Source organism: Sediminicola sp. YIK13, assembly GCF_001430825.1.
GTDB lineage: Bacteria > Bacteroidota > Bacteroidia > Flavobacteriales > Flavobacteriaceae > Sediminicola.
Genome location: NZ_CP010535.1, coordinates 194,901 through 215,191, shown reverse-complemented (window position 1 = coordinate 215,191; position 20,291 = coordinate 194,901). Strand labels below are relative to the sequence as shown.

At 41.8% G+C, this 20,291-nt stretch carries 9 protein-coding genes; 1 reads left to right on the top strand and 8 read right to left on the bottom strand.

The genetic code is table 11. From position 1 onward, the window contains the following. Positions 1-211: 211 nt before the first annotated feature. The 3 genes from SB49_RS01010 to SB49_RS15830 are packed head-to-tail and all read right to left on the bottom strand — an operon-like array spanning position 212 to position 8,561. Positions 212-2,149 (bottom strand): OmpA family protein, encoded by a 1,938-nt coding sequence (locus tag SB49_RS01010; RefSeq protein ID WP_062053015.1) that lies wholly within the window; start codon positions 2,147-2,149, stop codon positions 212-214. A gap of 10 nt (positions 2,150-2,159) precedes the next feature. Continuing rightward, a complete protein-coding gene (locus tag SB49_RS01005; protein ID WP_062053013.1) occupies positions 2,160-3,113 on the bottom strand; it encodes a PorP/SprF family type IX secretion system membrane protein in 954 nt (317 codons plus the stop codon). Between the two features lie 15 nt (positions 3,114-3,128). After that, positions 3,129-8,561 (bottom strand): gliding motility-associated C-terminal domain-containing protein, encoded by a 5,433-nt coding sequence (locus tag SB49_RS15830; protein ID WP_145758337.1) that lies wholly within the window; start codon positions 8,559-8,561, stop codon positions 3,129-3,131. 503 nt (positions 8,562-9,064) lie between these two features. Here SB49_RS15830 and SB49_RS00995 point away from each other — a divergent pair. After that, a complete protein-coding gene (locus SB49_RS00995; RefSeq protein WP_062053011.1) occupies positions 9,065-10,654 on the top strand; it encodes a peptide chain release factor 3 in 1,590 nt (529 codons plus the stop codon). A 60-nt stretch (positions 10,655-10,714) separates the two neighbouring features. Here SB49_RS00995 and SB49_RS00990 read toward each other — a convergent pair whose 3' ends face one another. The 5 genes from SB49_RS00990 to rplJ form a co-directional block, all read right to left on the bottom strand. Then, complete coding sequence (locus SB49_RS00990) at positions 10,715-11,026, bottom strand: DUF3467 domain-containing protein (RefSeq protein WP_062053009.1); 312 nt, start codon at positions 11,024-11,026, stop codon at positions 10,715-10,717. Positions 11,027-11,032: 6 nt separating this feature from the next. Then, the gene (gene rpoC, locus SB49_RS00985; RefSeq protein WP_062053007.1) at positions 11,033-15,331 is read right to left on the bottom strand and encodes a DNA-directed RNA polymerase subunit beta'; all 4,299 of its coding nucleotides are present in this window, start codon (positions 15,329-15,331) and stop codon (positions 11,033-11,035) included. 61 nt (positions 15,332-15,392) lie between these two features. Then, complete coding sequence (gene rpoB, locus SB49_RS00980; protein WP_062053005.1) at positions 15,393-19,202, bottom strand: DNA-directed RNA polymerase subunit beta; 3,810 nt, start codon at positions 19,200-19,202, stop codon at positions 15,393-15,395. A 133-nt stretch (positions 19,203-19,335) separates the two neighbouring features. After that, a complete protein-coding gene (gene rplL / locus SB49_RS00975) occupies positions 19,336-19,713 on the bottom strand; it encodes a 50S ribosomal protein L7/L12 (protein ID WP_062053003.1) in 378 nt (125 codons plus the stop codon). A gap of 53 nt (positions 19,714-19,766) precedes the next feature. Further along, the gene (gene rplJ, locus SB49_RS00970; RefSeq protein ID WP_062053001.1) at positions 19,767-20,282 is read right to left on the bottom strand and encodes a 50S ribosomal protein L10; all 516 of its coding nucleotides are present in this window, start codon (positions 20,280-20,282) and stop codon (positions 19,767-19,769) included. Positions 20,283-20,291 lie beyond the last annotated feature (9 nt).

The window sequence follows — 20,291 nt, the reverse complement described above, 5'->3', positions numbered from 1 at the left end:
GGAAAGTCAAAAATAATGTTGTGAAACACGTTAAAATGATGTTAATATCAGCATTTTCACGTCTATTTGATGAATCTGCTTTTCTTTCATTCCTTACCTCGCAATTGAAATTTGAATGGTATTAAATATCCTCTAACCGCAACCTAGAAATTGACAATAAAAAAAGCAGCTACTTCCGCAGCTGCTTTTTTAGTATTTTAAAATTTATAAATTATTCCAATATAATAAATTCTGATCTACGGTTTAACTGGTGTTCTTCAGAAGAACATTTTACACCATTGCCACAACTGTTTACCAATCTGGTTTCCCCATAGCCTTCCCCGTTAAGCCTATCCTTGGAGATACCTTGGGAAACCATATAGTTTACCGTGGCTTCTGCCCTTCTTTGGGATAGCCATAGGTTATAGGCATCCGGTCCCCGACTATCCGTATGTGAATTCACCTGGATCTTTAAACTTGGATACTTTTCCATGGCGGCAACCACTTTTTGAATCTCAATCTCTGCATCCTTGCGGATATTGTATTTGTTCAAGTCGAAATAAATGGTACTCAATTGAAGTAATTTTGCCAAATCATCCCCAAAACCAGCGGTGATAGTTTCTCGCTCCAGATAGAAATCAATAATCTTAGGTTTTCCATCTGAAACTCCTAAATATTCTTCAGCAGGGGTATATCCTTCCGTTGAGGCCCTCACAAAATTTCCTTGGTTACAATCCACGGTCAGACTATAGTCCCCATTAGAATTTGTAATCGTATTGGAAATTTCCACATTATCCTCATTGATGACCATTACCGTAGCGCCAACCAATACCTCATTGGATATTTTATCCCTTACCGTTCCAGTGATCTGTTGTATACATTCCAACACCAAGGGTTCAATTTCCTTAAAGGCATATATATCATCTTCTCCCATCCCACCTGCACGGTTGGATGCAAAATAACCTTCTCTTGTTTCTTCGTTAAATATGTACGTAAAATCATCCAGATTGCTGTTCACTGGCTCCCCTACATTGGCAATTTTTCCAGAAAGATCACCAAAAGCAATTTTCGTGGCAAATATGTCTAATCCCCCTAATCCTGGATGTCCATCTGACGAGAAGTACAAAATCTCTTTATCGCTCACAAAAGGAAAGGTTTCCCTAGCTTCTGTATTTATTTTATTTCCTAAATTTTCAGGGGAGCTAAACGTACCATCTTGATTGATGGTTACTTTGAATAAATCCGATTCCCCTAGGGATCCAGGCATATCGGAAGCAAAATACAATGTCCTATCATCTGGACTTAACGCGGGATGTGCCACAGAATAGGAATCGCTATTAAAAGGAAGCTCCTCTACCTCCGACCAAATACCATTGACCAATTTTGCCCGATAAATTTTTAACCTTATGATTCCCTTCTTCCCCTTCTCACTTTTGGTGTCCAAAAGGTTATTTCTAGTGAAATAGATTACCTCTCCATTTTTGGTTGTAGCTGAGGTAGACTCATGAAGTCTGGTATTGATGTTTTCACCTAATTTAAACACTAAATTATTGGAAACACTATCAACATTTACCTTATAAAGATCCAAAAAGTCCTTAGAAGTCCAAGTATGCCTGTACCTGGCCAAATTACCCGTGTCCCTGTCTGATGAAAAAATCAGTCCTTGCTTGTAAAAAGAAGGCGCAAAATCACCATAAGGGGAATTATAGGCAAAGGTTTTCAATTCGTATCTGCCGGAGTTGGCCTTTATTTCTTCTAGGTAATTTCGTTCACTTCTATAGGCCATGCCCCTTTCATCACCAGATGTCATTTGTGTAAATTTCGACATTACAGCGTCCGATTCTGAGTAATTGCCTAATGATTTTAGTACTTGTGCATACCGGAAATAATATTCTGGCGCCAGATTTGTTGGATACTCGTCTACCAGCCTTTTGTATACTTTGGCGGCTTCTGCATATTCTGCCTTAAAATAATAAGCATTTCCTAATTTCTTTAGCATGTCCGGGGTCACAAATCCCTTCTCCAAAACTTTTTTATAGATGTCAATAGCCGGACTAAAAGAGTATTCTTCATACTTTTGGTTCGCCTTCTCAATGAGTCGCTCCTGCGCAACCAATGACCCTGACCCTATAAAAGTAAAGACAATTACTAAAAGTATTCTTTTTATCATTTTTTAATTTTTAGAAGAAACGAGGAGAAACCAAACGTCTGTAGGATTTCACCAATTCAAATCTTAAAAACACCTCAAAAGACCCGTCGTTAAATTGGGTTCCCCCCAGATCGGTTGTTTCCCGATCATAGGCCAACCCTACCATAAACTGATCTGTTATTTGAAAACCTGCCAGGGCACTTACTGCAGCATCCCAACGATAGGCAGCTCCAAAAGTAAATTTCTCATTGAACATAAAATTAGCAGAGAGGTCCACCTGTAAGGGTGCACCGTTAACTACTTTGGTCAATAAAGCCGGTTTAAATTTTAGTACAGGATTTACATCAAATACATAACCCGTTATCAAATAAAAATTAATCCTTTCTTTGGAGAGGAAATTGGTGCTATTGGCGTCGTTATTGGAATTGTCAAAATGTTTTGTTTCCAGAACATTGGGTGCTGAAAGTCCAAGATAGAACACGTTGGTATGATAGTATGCCCCAAATCCAAAGTTGGGTGAAAACTTATTATCAATATTATCCCCGTCCGTTGCTTCGGCATCGAAATTACGCAACCCATTAAAATCCAGGTTCAGCAAGTTTCCTCCGGCTTTTAATCCGAATGATAACTTGGCATCGCGTGCAACTTCTATGGTATATGACACCACAGCATCAAAATATGTTTCTTGTACAACGCCATCACCAATCTCATCATTGACTATAGAGAAGCCATAGCCAACCCTACTGTTTTGGATAGGGGCATGTATGTTCAGGGTTTGTGTGGTTGGAGAACCCTCCAAACCTACCCATTGGGACCTATATAATCCCGCAATACTCAATTGTCCACGTGACCCGGCATATGCAGGGTTTACACTAAGCGTGTTGAACATATATTGGGTGTATTGAGCATCTTGCTGCCCATGTATGACCTCAACTATGGCAAATAATAGCACTAATGGTATAAAATACTTTTTGTTCTTGATCATATCCTATTAGATGTATTATTGACTGATATATATGTATCCACTTTCTGAAATATTTTCTTGTTCAAAGGTATATTCAAATATATAAAAATATACACCAGCTGGTAAGTAATCCCCAGCACCAATGGTTGACCTTACTTTAGACTTACCATCGAACACATTATTCTGGTTATTATAACCTCTGCCCTCATAAACGGCTTTACCCCATCTATTGAATATTTTAATAGAGTTATTAAGAGCCAGATCAACATTTCTGATGAATAAAAAGTCGTTTTTACCATCACTATTTGGAGTCACCAATTGGTTCACTTCAATAGGTCCTCTCGATAAGATACCTATGGATACCGTTACGATGGCGGTGTCACAATTATCAGGATTAGCCTTTTCACAAATGGTGTATTCAATAGTATACGTACCTGAAGACACTTTATCATCTATTACACTAACTGTTCCATTTTCATTTACCCTTAATACATTAGTAGGTGTAGAGGTAATTGTCACATCATCCAAATCAGCTGGTTCTCCATCAAGAGTATCATTTAACAATACATCGCTTCCCTCTATTAACCCTCCTTCGCTACCGATAACAAAATCAATAGAATAATTATCATCTACTGCATCTATGATCATCACACCAGCTTCAATAACAATTGTTACCGTTGCTGAGGCACAAACATCTGGATCAGGATCTGAATTGCACACTTCATAAATGACTGTTACAGTGGTATCTGTTTCTGAAGCATCAGGAATATAGGATAATTCCCCTGTTTCTGCATCAAATGATACAGTTCCTGTGGCATCGCCTCCAATTCTAGTTATGGAAGTTGTCCCTAGGTTGTTCGAGTCATTATTTGGAAGGTAATCATCGTTCTCCAAAATATTTATGATCACTTCTGTTTCTGGCATCGTCGTTCCTGAATCATCTACAGCAGTTGCCATAAGCGGATTTGGATCGGTGCCATTTGGATTTCCATCACTATCACAATCCAGGTTATTCCATTCATTTGTCGGATCCAAAGTCTGACTACTTAAAAGTAGGTCACAAGGATCTAAAGGATCAGTTGCGTCTATAACTTCATCACTATTGGTAACTCCGTCGCCATCACAGTCGAGTGTTTCCCACTCTTCTGATGTCAATACAGTTTGACTTGCCAAAACAAAATCACAAGAATCCAATGGATCCGTGCCATCAATTAATTCATCACCATTGGTCACCCCATCTCCATCACAATCCAACAGCAGGTAATCCCCACTTTGGGCAATAGTTATGCTCTCTGGGTTGTAATCACAACCATCCAGAGGATCGGTGCCATCGGCTACTTCATCGCCGTTGGTTACCCCATCGCCGTCACAATCAAGAGCAATCCATTCATCTGAAGGAGTTACTGTTTGACTGGCCAATATAAAATCACAAGGATCTGTTGGATCTGTCCCATCTGTATTTTCATCTGTATCCGTTACTCCGTCCCCATCCGTGTCCACTTGGGTATCTGGATCAAGGTAATCAGGGGTACCGTCACCGTCCGTATCGTCATTGGTCGGGTCGCCATCGTTGTCGGCGTCCTCGTCCGGGGTATCAATATTGTCACCATCATCGTCAAGGTCCCTGTAGTTCACGTCCCCATCGGTCACAGCATCGCCGTCCGTATCGGGAAGGTCGTTCGCCGGATCATCGATCTCGTCGTTCACATCGAAGCCGTCGTTCACATCACTGCCCTCGTAGCCATCGTCCAGACCGTCACCATCTGTGTCAACACCCGTGAAGGTCTGGTCGGGGATCCCGTCAAAATTGAAGTCGTTCCCCTCGTTGTTGTCAGGCACAAGGTCATTGTCACTGTCCAGGTCAAGGTGATCAAGGGTGCCGTCGCCGTCCGTATCCACTGGTGTTAACCCTTCGTTTCCTGCCCCTTCATAAGCGTTGTCCAGGCCATCGTTATCGTCATCCAAGCCACTAGGGGTCAGATAACCGGAAGTGGTCTGTGCCTCTACGTTATCGGGAATACCGTCATTGTCACTGTCTATATCTATCCTATCAGGATAGCCATCGTTATCGCTGTCTATATCTACTCCATCAGGGGATTCAACCGTATCCAGGATCCCATCGTTGTCGTCGTCAAGGTCCGTTACATCAGGAACACCGTCACCGTCCGTATCCAAAGGGGTATCTGGATCAAGGTAGTCCGGGGTACCGTCTACATCCGTATCATCATTGGTGGGATCGCCATCGTTGTCGGCGTCCTCGTCCGGGGTATCAATATTGTCACCGTCATCGTCCAGGTCCCTATAGTTCACGTCCCCATCGGTACTGGCATCGCCGTCCGTGTCCGGAAGGTCGTTCGCCGGATCATCGATCTCGTCGTTCACATCGAAGCCGTCGTTCACATCACTGCCCTCATAGCCATCGTCAAGACCATCACCATCTGTGTCAACACCCGTGAAGGTCTGGTCGGGGATCCCGTCAAAATTGAAGTCGTTCCCTTCATTATTATCCGGCACAAGGTCATTGTCACTGTCCAGGTCAAGGTGGTCGGTAATGTTGTCACCATCGGTGTCCACCGGGATCAGACCTTCGTTGCCCGCGCCCTCATAGGCGTTGTCCAGGCCATCGTTGTCGTCGTCCAGACCGCTGGGGGCCACATAACCGGAAGTGGTCTGTGCCTCCACGTTGTCCGGGATACCGTCATTGTCACTGTCTATATCTATCCTATCAGGATAGCCATCGTTATCGCTGTCTATATCTACTCCATCAGGGGATTCAACCGTATCCAGGATACCATCGTTGTCATCGTCAAGGTCCGTTACATCAGGAACACCGTCACCGTCCGTATCCTTCCCATCGGTCGGATCAAGGTAATCAGGGGTACCGTCACCGTCCGTATCGTCATTGGTCGGGTCGCCATCGTTGTCGGCGTCCTCGTCCGGGGTATCAATCTTGTCACCATCATCGTCCAGGTCCCTGTAGTTCACGTCCCCATCGGTACTGGCATCGCCGTCCGTGTCCGGAAGGTCGTTCGCAGGATCATCGATCTCATCGTTCACATCGAAGCCGTCGTTCACGTCACTGCCCTCATAGCCATCGTCAAGACCATCACCATCTGTGTCAACACCCGTGAAGGTCTGGTCCGGGATCCCGTCAAAATTGAAGTCGTTCCCCTCGTTGTTGTCTGCAACCAGATCGTTATCCGAATCCAGGTCTAGGTGGTCGGTAATATTGTCGCCATCAGTATCCACCGGGATCAGACCTTCGTTGCCCGCGCCCTCATAGGCGTTGTCCAGGCCATCGTTGTCGTCGTCCAGACCGCTGGGGGCCACATAACCGGAAGTGGTCTGTGCCTCCACGTTGTCCGGGATACCGTCATTGTCACTGTCTATATCTATCCTATCAGGATAGCCATCGTTATCGCTGTCTATATCTACTCCATCGGGGGATTCAACCGTATCCAGGATACCATCGTTGTCGTCGTCAAGGTCCGTTACATCAGGAACTCCGTCACCGTCCGTATCCTTCCCATCGGTCGGATCAAGGTAATCAGGGGTACCGTCACCGTCCGTATCGTCATTGGTCGGGTCGCCATCGTTGTCGGCGTCCTCGTCCGGGGTATCAATCTTGTCACCATCATCGTCCAGGTCCCTGTAGTTCACGTCCCCATCGGTACTGGCATCGCCGTCCGTGTCCGGAAGGTCGTTCGCAGGATCATCGATCTCATCGTTCACATCGAAGCCGTCGTTCACGTCACTGCCCTCATAGCCATCGTCCAGACCGTCACCATCTGTGTCAACACCCGTGAAGGTCTGGTCGGGGATCCCGTCAAAATTGAAGTCGTTCCCCTCGTTGTTGTCAGGTACAAGGTCGTTGTCACTGTCCAGGTCGAGGTGGTCAAGGTTGCCGTCGCCGTCCGTATCCACTGGTGTTAACCCTTCGTTTCCTGCCCCTTCATAAGCGTTGTCCAGGCCATCGTTATCGTCATCCAAGCCACTAGGGGCTACATAACCGGAAGTGGTCTGTGCCTCTACGTTATCGGGAATACCGTCATTGTCACTGTCTATATCTATCCTATCAGGGTAGCCATCGTTATCGCTGTCTACATCTACTCCATCCGGGGATTCAAACGTATCCAGGATACCATCGTTGTCGTCGTCAAGGTCCGTTACATCAGGAACACCGTCACCGTCCGTATCCAAAGGGGTATCTGGATCAAGGTAGTCCGGGGTACCGTCTACATCCGTATCATCATTGGTGGGATCGCCGTCGTTGTCGGCGTCCTCGTCCGGGGTATCAATCTTGTCACCGTCATCGTCCAGGTCCCTGTAGTTCACGTCCCCATCGGTACTGGCATCGCCGTCCGTGTCCGGAAGGTCGTTCGCAGGATCATCGATCTCATCGTTCACATCGAAGCCGTCGTTCACATCACTGCCCTCATAGCCATCGTCAAGACCATCACCATCTGTGTCAACACCCGTGAAGGTCTGGTCCGGGATCCCGTCAAAATTGAAGTCGTTCCCTTCATTGTTGTCTGCAACCAGATCGTTATCCGAATCCAGGTCTCTGAAATCAGGCATATCTATTCCATCCGTATTAACCGGAGTAATTCCTTCATTACCTGTTTCTTCATATGCATTATCCAGGCCATCACCATCACTATCATGGTTACTCGGCGGAATATACCCAGAGGTAGTCTGGCCTTCCACGTTGTCCGGGATACCGTCATTGTCACTGTCTATATCCCTGAAATCGGGATTATTATCATTATCGGAGTTCTCAGGGGTTACTCCCTCTCCAGCACCTGGAGTTGATTCATAATGGTCGTCCAAGCCGTTACCATCTGTATCGTTTACACAAACTGGTATAAAAGTATCGGTGTTTTGTCCTTCTACATTGTCAAGGATACCATCATCATCAGAATCTATATCCCTAAAATCAGGTGCATTATCAATATCGGTATCTACAGGGGTAAGCCCCTCGCCGCTTCCCGGTGTAGTTTCATAATGATCATCTAATCCATTACCGTCAGAATCGTTGTCGCATACGGCCACAAAACTATCAGTATCCTGGGCCTCTACATTATCAAGAATCCCATCATCATCTGAATCGATATCTAAAAAATCTGGCACACCATCTTCATCTGTATCAATAGGTATCAGTCCTCCGCAGGCACCTGGGGAAGGCTCGTAGTGATCATCCAATCCATTGCCATCAGAATCTATACCACATGGAGCAATAAATCCACTGGTTGTCTGGGCTTCAATATTATCCAAGATCCCATCATTATCGGAATCGATGTCCAAATAATTGGGAATACCATCATGATCATTGTCGGTTGGGTTGGTAGCAGGATTATTATCCTTGTCCAAATTGGCATCCTCATTAGCATCAATGATTCCATCGCCATCATCATCAATATCCTTGGAATCCACTACACCGTCTTTATCAGTGTCGATAGACATGGCCATTGACGAAATATTATCAAACGAAGAAAAAGAAAAGAATAACAAAAAAACCGCTAATAAGCTTAGCGTTTTTGTTCTTTTCCCCTTTATATTTAAAAAAGTAAAGTCATCCATACGTGTCAGTAATTTAATTTACTAAGCACCATGGCTGGAAGGTTGGCTATTGTAAGAAGTTAGGGCATTCTTATAATACAGTGCAAGATAAATCTAAATTTTCCAGTAACAAATTGTTTCTTTGAGAATCGCCATCAAATATCCATCTACGACAATAATATTCGTTAAAGCGTAAATTTCCTCTATCTCAACACCACATATGTTCGAGCTTTACAATTCATTGGACGTCTAAAAATACTGTTGATCGAAAATAATCTTCCCTTCCTAAAAATTTGTATTGCACCTTAAATATTATAAATGCTAATAATCAAGGATATACACCAAATTACAAATTCCTTTTCGTTCTTCGGCAGAAGCGATTTATTTGACTTATTTTTGCAAAAATTTTACGCATGAGTTTTGACAAGGAAATATTGAGGAGAAGGACTTTTGGGATCATCTCCCACCCCGATGCTGGAAAAACAACCTTAACCGAGAAATTACTGCTTTTCGGAGGTGCTATACAGGAGGCCGGGGCCGTAAAAAACAATAAAATTAAAAAAACAGCCACCAGTGATTTCATGGAAATTGAAAAGCAGCGCGGTATTTCTGTAGCTACTTCGGTTTTAGCGTTTATTTATAGAGACAAGAAAATTAATATCCTCGATACTCCCGGACACAAGGATTTTGCCGAGGACACCTTTAGAACCCTAACAGCAGTAGACAGCGTTATTGTAGTGATTGACGTCGCCAAAGGTGTTGAGGAGCAAACCGAAAAACTAGTGGAAGTATGTAGGATGCGAAACATTCCTATGCTCGTTTTCATTAACAAGATGGACAGGGAGGGAAAGGATGCCTTTGATCTTTTGGACGAAGTGGAACAAAAACTAGGCCTTAAAGTCTCACCATTGAGCTTCCCAATAGGGATGGGTTATGATTTTAAAGGAATATATAACATATACGAAAAGAACATTAACCTATTCAGTGGTGAAAGCAAAAAAAATATAGAGGAAACCATTGCATTTGATGATCTGAACAGCCCTGAGCTGGAAAAAATAATTGGCTCTAAAGCAGCCACCGAATTAAGGGAGAACCTGGAATTGGTCCATGGGGTGTATCCCCCATTTAACAAGGAAGAATATCTTAAAGGAACCCAACAGCCTGTGTTTTTTGGCTCTGCATTAAATAATTTCGGGGTTCGGGAACTCTTGGACTGTTTTATTGATATTGCGCCAACACCGAGGCCTAAAATGGCCGAGGAACGCTTGGTGAAAGCCAACGAAAAGGATTTTACGGGTTTTGTGTTTAAAATCCATGCCAATATGGATCCAAAGCATAGGGACCGTCTTGCATTTATAAAAATTGTTTCCGGAACTTTTGAAAGAAATAAACCGTACCTACACGTAAGACATGGTAAGAACCTTAAATTTTCCAGTCCCAATGCCTTCTTTGCCGAAAGGAAGGAAATAGTGGATATTTCATATCCAGGAGATATTGTGGGGCTTCACGATACGGGGAACTTTAAAATTGGAGATACCTTAACAGAAGGAGAAGAGCTACACTACAAAGGGATCCCCAGTTTTTCCCCAGAACACTTCAGATACATCAACAATGCAGATCCGATGAAAGCAAAACAGCTTAACAAAGGAATCGATCAATTGATGGACGAAGGGGTAGCTCAGTTATTTACTCTAGAAATAAACAACAGGAAGGTGATAGGAACCGTTGGCGCGCTTCAATTTGAAGTGATACAATACCGTTTAGAACATGAATACGGTGCCAAATGTACCTATGAAAATTTCCCGGTCTACAAAGCCTGTTGGGTAGAACCTAAAGACAAGAACAATGAGGAGTTCAAGGAATTTAAAAGGGTAAAACAGAAATTTTTGGCCAAGGACAAACGAAATCAATTGGTATTTTTAGCAGATTCCCAATTTTCACTCCAAATGACACAACAGAAATACCCTTCGGTGAAGCTGCATTTCACTTCGGAATTTGATTAATTTATTCCTTTAAATACAACTATAAAAAAACCCCATGATTTACATCATGGGGTTTTTTGTTTATGCTTCTCCTGTTGGACCGAAGTTCAACGGTATAGGTGGCTGTTCATAATCCTTGATTGTACCATGGGCCTTTTCAAAACGCTGAACATTATCATTTAACGCTTTTAGAAACTTTTTGGCATGCTGTGGAGTAAGTACGATCCTACTCTTCACTTTGGCCTTAGGTGCTCCAGGCATTAAGCTGATAAAATCAACAACAAATTCTGATACAGAGTGGTTGATGATAGCCAAGTTGGAGTAAACCCCCTCGGCCGTTTTTTCATCTAACTCTATATTGATTTGTTTTTGGTTTTGATTGTTATCGTCCATAATCAATTAAAACTTGAACTCTTCCTTACGGGCCATGATCTCATCGAATTCTTCTTTAGAACCCACGATGATGTTATCATAATCCCTCATACCTGTACCTGCCGGAATCTTATGTCCTACAATTACATTTTCTTTCAAGCCTTCCAATGTATCAACTTTACCTGCTACAGCCGCTTCGTTCAATACCTTAGTTGTTTCCTGGAAGGAAGCAGCCGATATGAATGATTTAGTCTGTAACGAGGCTCTTGTAATACCTTGTAAGATTGGTGTAGCCGTAGCCGCAACCGCGTCTCTGGCCGTTACCAAGTTCTTGTCCCCTCTTCTAAGAAGTGAGTTTTCATCCCTTAGCTCACGAGCAGTAATGATCTGACCTGGTTTCAAGTTTTCAGAATCTCCATCATCCAAAACTACTTTCTTACCGAAAATTTCATCATTTTCTAAAATGAAATCGTCTTTATGAGCCAATTGGTTCTCCAAGAATATGGTATCACCCGGATCCTGAATACGTACTTTACGCATCATTTGACGAACAACAACCTCAAAATGCTTGTCGTTGATCTTCACCCCTTGTAGACGATATACTTCTTGTACCTCATTCACTAAGTACTGTTGTACAGCAGATGGTCCTTTAATTGCCAAGATATCCTCTGGAGTAATAGAACCGTCTGATAACGGCATTCCTGCACGTACATAATCGTTCTCTTGTACCAGAATCTGGTTGGACAGTTTTACCAAGTATTTCTTGATCTCTCCCAATTTTGATTCTATGATAATCTCACGGTTACCTCTTTTAATTTTACCGAAAGAAACAACACCATCAATTTCAGAAACTACCGCTGGGTTAGATGGGTTACGTGCTTCGAACAATTCGGTTACTCTTGGAAGACCACCTGTAATATCCCCTGACTTAGCAGATTTACGTGGAATTTTCACCAAGATTTTACCTTCACTGATCTTATCACCGTTGTCCACCATAATGTGTGATCCAACCGGTAGGTTATAAGAACGCAATACCTCATCATTATTGTTTTTAATCAATAATGTTGGTATCAATTTCTTGTTTCTAGATTCAGAGATTACTTTTTCCTGGAATCCAGTTTGCTCATCTATTTCAACTTGGTATGTAATACCTTGATCAATATTTTCATAAGCAATCTTACCTGGGAATTCAGAAACAATTACACCGTTATATGGATCCCACTGACAAATAAGCTCTCCTTTCTCAACCTTAGCACCGTTCTTGATGAACAATTGAGATCCGTAAGGAATGTTATTGGTACTTAGTGTGATTCCTGTTTTGGCATCTACAACTTTTATCTCCGATGTTCTGGATATTACAGTTTCCACTGCTTTTCCTTCACCGTCAGTTCCTGTTACCGTTCTTAGATCTTCGATCTCGGCTATACCACCGAATCTAGCTTCTAATTTACTGTCTTCAGAAATGTTACCTGCAATACCTCCCACGTGGAAAGTACGCAAAGTCAACTGTGTTCCAGGCTCTCCAATGGATTGGGCAGCAACAACACCAACAGCTTCACCTCTTTGTACCATTTTATTGGTAGATAGGTTTCTACCGTAACATTTACCACAGATACCTTTTTGGGCCTCACAGGTCAATGCTGATCTCACTTCTACCTTATCTATAGGAGAAGCTTCGATTCTTTTCACGTCTGCCTCCAATATCTCTTGTCCTGCTCTTAACAAAATTTCTTCTGTCAAAGGATTGATCACATCGTGCAAGGCAACCCTACCTAAGATTCTTTCTCCTAGACTTTCAACGATTTCTTCGTTTTTCTTCAAGGCCTCAACCTCAATTCCACGTAACGTTCCACAATCTTCAGTGTTGATGATCACATCCTGTGATACATCCACCAAACGACGGGTTAGGTATCCTGCATCCGCAGTTTTCAATGCAGTATCCGCAAGACCTTTACGCGCACCGTGGGTAGAAATAAAGTACTCCAAGATGGAAAGACCTTCCTTAAAGTTGGAAAGGATCGGGTTTTCAATAATTTCACCACCACCAGCGGTAGATTTTTTAGGCTTGGCCATCAATCCACGCATACCGGTCAACTGACGAATCTGTTCCTTGGAACCCCTTGCTCCAGAATCCAACATCATGTACACAGAGTTAAATCCTTGTTTGTCTTCACGGATACGCTTCATTGCCAATTCGGTCAACATCGCATTCGTAGAGGTCCAAACATCAATCACCTGATTGTAACGTTCGTTATTGGTAATAAGACCCATGTTATAGTTTGCCATAATACCATCCACTTGTTCGTTGGCATCGGCAATCATTTCATGCTTCTCTGGTGGGATAATAATATCACCAAGACTAAAGGACAATCCACCTTTAAAAGCGAATTCATACCCCATGGTCTTAATCTTATCCAAGAAATCAGCCGTGGTAGGTACATCGGTCACACTTAATATGTTACCAATAATATCACGCAATGATTTTTTGTTCAATACTTCGTTCACATAACCTGCCTGTTCTGGCACTACCATGTTGAACAATACCCTACCTACAGTTGTTGGTATAATTTGGTAAACAAGTTCTCCCGCTTCATTAAAATCTTTCGTTCTTACCTTGATACCTGCATTAAGTTCTACCCTACCTTCGTTGAAAGCGATAACCACTTCCTCATCGGAATAGAACGTAATACCCTCACCTTTAACGATAACATCGCCCATGGTTTTTTTCTCTTTGGTCATATAGTAAAGACCCAAGACCATATCCTGTGATGGTACTGTGATAGGTGAACCGTTTGCTGGGTTCAATATGTTGTGGGAAGCCAACATTAATAATTGTGCTTCCAAAATAGCTTCTGGTCCCAAAGGCAAATGTACTGCCATTTGATCCCCATCGAAATCCGCGTTAAATGCCGTACATACCAATGGGTGTAAACGGATAGCCTTTCCTTCAATAAGTTTTGGCTGGAACGCTTGTATACCTAAACGGTGCAATGTAGGGGCCCTGTTCAATAGTACAGGATGTCCTTTTAATACGTTTTCAAGAATGTCCCAAACTACTGGTTCCTTCTTATCTATAATTTTCTTCGCTGATTTAACAGTTTTTACAATACCTCTTTCGATCAACTTACGAATAACGAACGGCTTGTAAAGTTCTGCGGCCATATCTTTTGGTAGACCACATTCGAACAATTTCATTTCAGGTCCAACAACGATTACCGAACGAGCGGAATAATCCACACGTTTACCCAAAAGGTTTTGACGGAAACGACCTTGCTTACCTTTCAAGGAATCAGAAAGAGATTTCAATGGTCTGTTCGATTCCGTTTTAACGGCTGATGCCTTACGGGTGTTATCGAACAAGGAATCCACTGATTCTTGAAGCATACGCTTCTCGTTCCTTAAGATTACTTCAGGAGCTTTGATCTCAACCAATCTTTTCAAACGGTTGTTTCTGATGATTACCCTTCTGTAAAGGTCATTCAAATCGGACGTCGCAAAACGACCCCCATCCAATGGAACCAATGGTCTAAGTTCTGGTGGAATTACAGGGATTACTTTCATAATCATCCACTCAGGTCTATTCTGCCTGTTCTTCTGCGAATCACGCAAAGACTCAACCACCTGCAAACGCTTAAGAGCTTCTGTCTTACGCTGCTTGGAAGTTTCTGTATTTGCCTTATGCCTTAGTTCATAGGAAAGTTGGTCCAAATCGATTCTAGATAAGATATCGATCAAACATTCAGCTCCCATTTTAGCAATAAACTTGTTTGGATCTGTATCTTCCAAGTATTGGTTCTCCACCGGAATGGATTCCAAGATGTTCAGATACTCCTCTTCGGTCAAGAAATCCATTTTCTGAATCTCTTCCCCATCAGGACCCTTTGCAATACCTGGTTGGATAACCACATAACGCTCATAATAGATGATCATGTCCAATTTCTTGGAAGGTAATCCTAGAAGGTATCCTATTTTATTCGGCAAAGAACGGAAGTACCAGATGTGAGCAACGGGAACCACCAAGTTGATGTGCCCTACTCTGTCCCTACGTACTTTCTTTTCTGTAACCTCTACCCCACAACGGTCACAAACAATACCACGGTAACGAATTCTCTTATATTTTCCACAAGCACATTCGTAATCCTTTACAGGACCAAAAATACGCTCACAAAAAAGACCGTCACGCTCGGGTTTGTGCGTTCTATAGTTAATAGTTTCAGGCTTCAAAACTTCCCCTCTTGACTCCGCCAAAATAGATTCTGGAGATGCCAATCCGATTGAAATTTTATCGAACCTTTTTATTGTGTTATTATCTTTTTGTCTAGCCATAACAATATGGTGATAGTAAATTAAATATGTATATTACAAATAGTGTTCAAGACCTATTATCTTATTCCTCCAATCTAATGTCCAAACCTAATCCCTTAAGTTCGTGCATCAATACATTGAAAGATTCTGGTAAACCAGGTTCTGGCATTGTTTCTCCTTTTACAATGGCCTCGTAAGTCTTGGCCCTTCCGATAACATCATCAGATTTCACTGTCAATATTTCTCTTAGGGTTGCAGACGCACCATATGCTTCCAGTGCCCAAACTTCCATCTCTCCAAAACGCTGACCACCAAATTGTGCTTTACCACCTAATGGTTGTTGCGTGATCAAGGAGTATGGTCCTATAGATCTGGCATGCATCTTATCATCTACCATGTGTCCTAGTTTCAACATATAGATCACCCCAACAGTTGCTGGTTGATCAAAACGCTGTCCAGTTCCACCATCATAAAGGTAAGTATGTCCAAATCTCGGGATTCCGGCCTCATCTGTAAATTCATTGATCTGGTCAATGGTAGCCCCATCAAAAATTGGAGTAGCATATTTCTTGCCCAATTTAAGACCAGCCCATCCAAGAACCGTTTCATAGATCTGTCCGATGTTCATACGAGAAGGTACCCCAAGTGGATTCAATACGATATCCACAGGTGTTCCATCCTCCAAGAACGGCATATCCTCATGACGAACGATTCGGGCAACAATACCTTTGTTACCGTGACGACCCGCCATTTTATCACCAACCTTTAGCTTACGTTTTTTCGCAATATAAACTTTGGCCAATTTCATGATACCTGCAGGCAATTCATCACCTACGGAGATCGTAAACTTGTCCCTCCTCAAGTTACCTTGAAGATCGTTTAATTTAATCTTATAGTTGTGCAAAAGATCAGCAACCAATGTGTTGGTATCCTTATCGGTTGTCCAGCTTCCTCCCACCAAGTGAGCGAAATCATCAACAGAGTTCAACATCTTCATGGTATATTTCTTACCTTTTGGAAGTACTTCTTCCCCAAGATCGTTCAATACCCCTTGTGACGTCTTACCATTGATCAACACAAACAATTTCTCTACCAATACATCCTTAAGTTGTTCGAATTTCACTTCGTATTCCAACTCCAATTTAGAAATGGCCTCTTTATCTTCAGAACGCTTGCGCTTATCTTTAATAGAACGAGAGAACAATTTCTTATCGATAACCACACCTCTCAATGAAGGTGAAGCTTTTAAGGAAGCATCTTTTACATCGCCAGCCTTATCTCCAAAGATGGCGCGTAATAGTTTTTCTTCAGGTGTTGGATCAGATTCCCCTTTAGGAGTAATCTTACCAATTAAGATGTCACCAGGCTTAACTTCTGCACCAATACGGATCATACCGTGCTCATCCAGATCCTTAGTGGCCTCTTCGGAAACGTTTGGAATATCATTGGTCAACTCTTCAGCTCCCAATTTGGTATCCCTTACTTCCAATGAATACTCATCTATATGGATAGAGGTAAAGATATCTTCACGTACTACCTTTTCAGAAATTACGATCGCATCCTCAAAGTTGTACCCTTTCCATGGCATAAAAGCCACTTTAAGGTTTCTACCCAAGGCAAGCTCACCACTTTCTGTTGCATAGCCCTCACAAAGAACCTGTCCTTTCTTAACCCTATCGCCTTTTATTACGATTGGTTTAAGGTTGATACTTGTTCCTTGGTTGGTCTTTCTAAACTTCACCAATTCATACGTCTTGGAATCCTCTTCAAAACTTACTGAACGTTCTGCGTCTGTCCTATCGTACTTAATGGTTATTTTCTTAGCATCAACATATTCTATAACACCATCTCCTTCCGCATTGATCAATACTCTTGAATCTGAAGCTACTTGACGCTCCAATCCTGTTCCAACAATCGGAGATTCTGGTTTTAACAATGGTACGGCCTGACGCATCATGTTTGATCCCATCAGGGCACGGTTTGCATCATCATGTTCCAAGAAAGGAATCAATGAAGCAGATATTGACGCAATTTGGTTAGGCGCTACATCCGTGTAATTAACTTCACCCGGATCAACAACTGGGAAATCCCCTTCTTCCCTAACGATTACTTTTTCTATATCTATAGTACCATCTTCTTTCAAAGGAATGTTAGCTTGGGCTATTTTCATTCCTTCTTCTTCTTCAGCACTTAAATAACCGAATTCCTTAGTATTTACCTTTCCATTTTCAACTTTACGGTAAGGAGTTTCCAAGAATCCCATTGGGTTCACCTTAGAGAATACCGCCAAGGATGAAATCAAACCAATGTTTGGTCCCTCTGGAGTTTCAATTGGACAAAGTCTACCGTAATGTGTATAGTGAACATCTCGAACCTCAAACCCAGCTCTTTCTCTCGAAAGTCCACCTGGTCCTAGTGCCGATAATCTTCTCTTGTGCGTGATCTCTGCCAATGGATTTGTTTGGTCCATGAACTGAGACAACTGGTTTGTTCCAAAGAATGAGTTGATCACAGAAGACAAAGTCTTTGCGTTGATCAAATCAATAGGTGTAAACACCTCATTGTCACGAACGTTCATACGCTCACGGATTGTTCTTGCCATACGGGAAAGACCAACACCAAATTGTTGCGATAATTGTTCTCCAACAGTTCTTACACGTCTGTTTGAAAGGTGATCAATATCATCAATCTCTGCTTTAGAGTTGATCAATTCGATCAAATATTTAATTATGGTAATGATATCTTCTTTGGTCAAGACCTGCTTGTCCATTCCAATATCCAACCCTAATTTTTTATTCATTCTGTAACGTCCTACTTCACCTAAGTTGTAACGTTGATCTGAAAAGAATAATTTGTCGATAATACCACGTGCAGTTTCTTCATCGGGCGGTTCTGCATTACGCAGTTGACGATAAATATGCTCTACAGCCTCTTTTTCGGAGTTTGTAGGATCCTTCTGCAAGGTATTATGAATGATTGCGTAGTCTGACTGTGCGTTATTCTCTTTGTGCAAAAGAATAGTTTTTACGTCAGCCTCTATAATGTCGTTGATATGATCTTTTTCAAGAATAGTATCACGGTCCAATATAATTTCGTTTCTCTCGATAGATACTACTTCACCTGTATCCTCATCCACGAAATCTTCATGCCATGTGTTCAAAACTCTGGCCGCCAATTTACGACCCAATACTTTCTTAAGTCCGGTATTGGAAACCTTTACTTCTTCCGAAAGGTCAAATATTTCCAAGATATCTTTATCCCTTTCAAAACCAATGGCCCTGAAAAGAGTAGTTACCGGTAATTTTTTCTTTCTATCAATATAAGCGTACATAACGCCATTGATATCTGTAGCGAATTCTATCCAAGATCCCTTGAAAGGAATTACCCTAGCAGAATATAATTTTGTACCATTTGCGTGGAAAGACTGTCCAAAGAACACTCCAGGAGAACGGTGTAATTGAGATACTACAACACGCTCGGCCCCGTTGATAACGAAAGTACCACTAGGTGTCATGTATGGAATTGTACCCAAATAAACATCCTGTACGATGGTTTCAAAATCCTCGTGCTCTGGATCGGTACAGTATAACTTCAACCTTGCTTTAAGAGGTACGCTATAGGTTAACCCGCGCTCAATACATTCTTGAATGGAATATCTTGGCGGATCAATAAAATAGTCTAGAAACTCTAAAACAAATTGGTTTCTTGTGTCAGTGATTGGAAAGTTTTCCATGAAGGTGTTGTACAAGCCTTCGTTGCCCCTTTCATCAGATTTAGTTTCAAGTTGAAAGAAATCTTGAAAGGATTTAATCTGAATGTCCAAGAAATCCGGGTAGTCCGGTATGTTCTTAGCGGATGCGAAACTTATTCTTTCAGTTTGTTTTGTAAACATCAATGGACAAAATTTTGATTGTGAATACTAAAATGGGTAGTATATGTCCTTATATACAACATATATAAAAGGGTTTAGGTCTAGCCACCGAAAGGGTGGAAAGACCTAAACCAAAATAGTATGGTTGTCGCTATTATTTAAGCTCAACTTCTGCTCCTGCTTCTTCCAATGATTTTAGAATTCCTTCAGCCTCATCTTTAGAGATACCTTCTTTGATAGGCTTTGGTGCGCTATCAACGATATCTTTAGCTTCTTTCAAACCTAAACCAGTTAATTCCTTAACCAATTTAACTACTGCCAATTTAGAAGCACCAGCTGCTTTCAATATTACATCGAATTCAGTTTTCTCTTCTGCAGCTTCACCACCTTCAGCGGCTCCACCAGCGGCAACAGCTACTGCAGCAGCAGCAGGCTCAATACCATATTCATCTTTCAATATTGCAGCTAACTCATTTACTTCCTTTACAGTCAAGTTAACCAATTGTTCTGCGAAATCTTTTAAATCTGCCATTTTTCTATCGTTTAATAAAATTTTAAAATATAATTGTTTTTAGTGCGTACGTATTATTTCTCGGATAATGTTTTAAGGATACCGGCCAATTTACCACCACCAGACTTAAGTCCAGAGATAACATTTTTAGCAGGTGACTGAAGTAATCCGATGATTTCTCCAATCATTTCTTCCTTAGACTTGATATTGATCAAGGCTTCCAGGTTCTCATCACCAACATAAACGGCCTCTTCAATATAAGCGCCTTTCAATAATGGTTTTGTAGTTTTTTTCCTGAAGTTCTTGATTAATTTTGCTGGAGCATTACCAGTGTCAGAGTACATAATGGAAGTGTTACCTACCAATATTTCTGAAAGCTCACCAAAATCTTTATCCGATGCATCCATTGCCTTTGCAAGCAAGGTATTTTTTACGACCGCAAGTTTAATATTGGCTTTAAAGCAAGCCCTTCTTAAATCTGATGTGGCCGAAGCATTCATACCAGAGATATCTGCCAAGTATATAATGGAATTACTTCCCAACTGTGCAGTTAAATCTTGTATAACGTTCAATTTTTCTTCTCTTGTCATAATAAAAAC

Excerpts from the sequence above, each read along its gene's own strand:
- SB49_RS01010 (WP_062053015.1), bottom strand. The coding sequence starts at position 2,149 with ATGATAAAAAGAATACTTTTAGTAATTGTCTTTACTTTTATAGGGTCA.
- SB49_RS01005 (WP_062053013.1), bottom strand. The coding sequence starts at position 3,113 with ATGATCAAGAACAAAAAGTATTTTATACCATTAGTGCTATTATTTGCC.
- SB49_RS15830 (WP_145758337.1), bottom strand. The coding sequence starts at position 8,561 with ATGGCCATGTCTATCGACACTGATAAAGACGGTGTAGTGGATTCCAAG.
- SB49_RS00995 (WP_062053011.1), top strand. The coding sequence starts at position 9,065 with ATGAGTTTTGACAAGGAAATATTGAGGAGAAGGACTTTTGGGATCATC.
- SB49_RS00990 (WP_062053009.1), bottom strand. The coding sequence starts at position 11,026 with ATGGACGATAACAATCAAAACCAAAAACAAATCAATATAGAGTTAGAT.
- rpoC (WP_062053007.1), bottom strand. The coding sequence starts at position 15,331 with ATGGCTAGACAAAAAGATAATAACACAATAAAAAGGTTCGATAAAATT.
- rpoB (WP_062053005.1), bottom strand. The coding sequence starts at position 19,202 with ATGTTTACAAAACAAACTGAAAGAATAAGTTTCGCATCCGCTAAGAAC.
- rplL (WP_062053003.1), bottom strand. The coding sequence starts at position 19,713 with ATGGCAGATTTAAAAGATTTCGCAGAACAATTGGTTAACTTGACTGTA.
- rplJ (WP_062053001.1), bottom strand. The coding sequence starts at position 20,282 with ATGACAAGAGAAGAAAAATTGAACGTTATACAAGATTTAACTGCACAG.